Origin of the sequence: Candidatus Protofrankia californiensis, assembly GCF_900634765.1 — a bacterium.
Lineage (GTDB): Bacteria > Actinomycetota > Actinomycetes > Frankiales > Frankiaceae > Protofrankia > Protofrankia californiensis.
Map to the genome: position 1 here is coordinate 1 of NZ_CAAAFT010000105.1, position 2,504 is coordinate 2,504.

The 2,504-nt window shown below is 67.7% G+C and carries 2 protein-coding genes and 1 pseudogene; 1 reads left to right on the top strand and 2 read right to left on the bottom strand.

From position 1 onward, the window contains the following. Positions 1-704: pseudogene (locus DD1DGNOD_RS06240) on the bottom strand (LysM peptidoglycan-binding domain-containing protein); the annotation flags it as partial. A gap of 785 nt (positions 705-1,489) precedes the next feature. Here DD1DGNOD_RS06240 and DD1DGNOD_RS06245 point away from each other — a divergent pair. Continuing rightward, the gene (locus DD1DGNOD_RS06245) at positions 1,490-2,062 is read left to right on the top strand and encodes a hypothetical protein (protein WP_131765770.1); all 573 of its coding nucleotides are present in this window, start codon (positions 1,490-1,492) and stop codon (positions 2,060-2,062) included. Between the two features lie 155 nt (positions 2,063-2,217). Here the strand turns inward: DD1DGNOD_RS06245 and DD1DGNOD_RS06250 are convergent, their stop codons facing one another. Next, positions 2,218-2,475: a helix-turn-helix domain-containing protein gene (locus tag DD1DGNOD_RS06250; RefSeq protein ID WP_131765661.1), complete on the bottom strand. Its 258-nt coding sequence runs from the start codon at positions 2,473-2,475 to the stop codon at positions 2,218-2,220. Positions 2,476-2,504 lie beyond the last annotated feature (29 nt).

The following is a 2,504-nucleotide window of genomic DNA, read 5'->3' on the forward strand; positions in this document are numbered from 1 at the left end:
ACGACAACCACGGAGCTGTCCTGGGCCCGGCTGCCCGGCGACGGGTCGGGCCAGGGCGCCTGGACGCCGGGTGACATCGACATGACAGGCGTGGGGTCGGGGACGGACTGCACTGGCGGGGATGCAGGGTTGGTCGGGTTCGCGGGAGACAGCGTGGTGGCCAATGCGTCCGCCGGAGATCCGGTCGATTCCGGGCTTGATGATCTTATGGGTGAACCTGGAGTACCTGCAGGTATCGCGGACGGAGGGGATGGGTCGTACGGGTCGACGTCCGGCCACGCGGTCGAGGACACCGCGGCCGTGACGGTGGCCGGTCCGGTGACCGCTGTCGGGCTCACCGCCAATGCCGGGGCGGCGCTCCCTGCCGCAAGGGTGATGCCGAGCGCCACCTCGACGATATGGCGCAGAGTCCGGGGCAGGATGCGACGGGCGACGCTTGCGGCTGCCCGCCCGCCGATGCCGGGCAGCGCAGCCAGCGCGCCCAGGATGAACCCCGCGCACAGCCAGAGCAGGCAGGCCCATGCGGCGAGGCCGACAACGGTCGTGAGTGCGTGTTCGGGATCGGCCTCGACCCAGTCGGGCACCGCCGAAGGCCCGGACGGAAGATCCGCCCATCTCGGCCCGACTTCGACCATGATGATCGTCAGTGCCGTTGCGGCGACCGCTCCCGCGAGGAAGACGAGCAGGCGCCGGACGGCTGACATCGGCAACTCCAGTGACCCGGGGACTCGGTCCTTCGGCAGCGCGAGAAAAGCATGATCGCGCTACCTGCGGTCCGCTGGTCCGATCGATCTTTTTGAAATGCTTCGTTTGACTACGTTTGCTTGTGTAATCCTCCAAAGAGTTGATGTCAACCTTGGTTGGGTGGTTTGCTCGTTGTGCAGGGGCCCGGCGCCCCCGGAACCCGTGCCTGCAACGATCGTCGCGCACCCGGCCCTGGTGACCGTCAGCGGCCACTCCTTCTACTTCGGAGGAAGAGCCGGGGTTCGAGGGGCGGGGCCCGTCCTCGTCGAGATGGTGGCCGCCGGTGCGGTCGCGCCTTTCGGAAGGCTGCCCAGGGTGCGGCGGCAGCGGGAAGGTTGTTGTGACCGATGGCGGGAGGAACGAGACAGTGACCCGTCAGTGACCCGGGAACCGGGGCCTCCGGCAGCGCGCGAGAAGCATGATCGCGCTGCCTTCAGCCCTCTGGATGTGCAAAGGCTCAGGGAAGGCGTGAGCCGTCACGCCCGACGGCCGGACCTTCTGGCTGGACACGCCGGACCAGCTCATGTCAGCCTCGTAGCGACCCGGGAATCCAGGCTCCGGTAGCGCGAAAGAAGCATGATCACGCTGCCTCCGGCCTTCTGGCTCGACCAGCATGGACCGTGTTGGCGTATCCGGTTCGCTTCGTTCTGTGCTGGGTGTGTCGCTTCAGTGGGTGTTCGATCGGCCCTTCCGGTGGACCGGTGCCTGGGAACACGGACCGGTGCCTGGGAACAAAGGGGGGCGGGTGCGCTGGGAGGCACTGTTCGCTGATCTTGAGATGCAGTGGGAGGCGGCCGAGGCGGCTGAGCTCGACTCCGAGCTCATGGACAGGAGCCGGCGCGAGGCCGCGCATCTGCGTCTGATCGACCGTTTGCGTCCGGCGATCGGATCGTCGCTGCGTGTGGGTGTCCAGGCAGCTGGGCGGGAATCCGGCGGTGTCCTGGCCGGACGGCTTACCGCGCTGGGAGTGGACTGGATGCTCCTGCGGGAGCCGGCGGCTCATGAAGTCCTGCTGCCGCTGCGCTGCGTCCTGTGGGTGCACGGCTTGGCCTCGCTGTCGGCTCAGCCGGGCCATGAGGGTCCGCTGGCGGTTCGGCTGGATCTGCGCTACGTCCTGCGAGGTGTGGTGCGGGATCGCTCATCGTGTTCGGTCGTGCTGTCGGACGGCACCCCGGTGCGGGGCACGATCGACCGGGTCGGGGCGGACTTCGTCGAGGTGGCCGAGCATCCGGACGACGAGTTCCGCAGGGCGCGGTCGGTACGCGCTGTGCGGACCATTCCGCTGGCCGCGATCGGGTTCGTTCGTCGAACCGTGTGATCCGCTTTTCTTCCGCGGAAGACCGCCGACGGTCCTGGAGGCTCAAAGGCGGCGATCATGATTTTTTCGCACTCGGGGTTCCTGTCGGATCCGAGGTCCGGAAGCCGATCTGGGCGGTCCGGGCGGTCCCAGTTCCGACTAGGTCCCAGCCCCGATTAGCTGTGCAGTCCGGGGAGCTCCTCGTCCAGGAGCGCCTCGCCGCGGCCCAGAGGGTTGGCGAGCACGAATGCGCGGGTCTGCTCGTATGCCCGCTGGATGTACGCCTCAAGCTCGGTGCGTTCGACTCGCCACTGCCCGCGTCCGCCGATCTTGATGGCGGGAAGCTCACCTGAGCGGACCAGCGCGTACGTCTGGCTCGACGAGATGTTGAGGATCTCCGCCACATCGCTGAGCTGAAGGAAGCGCTCGTTCATCGGTCTGTCTCCCTGGCGATGGATGGGTC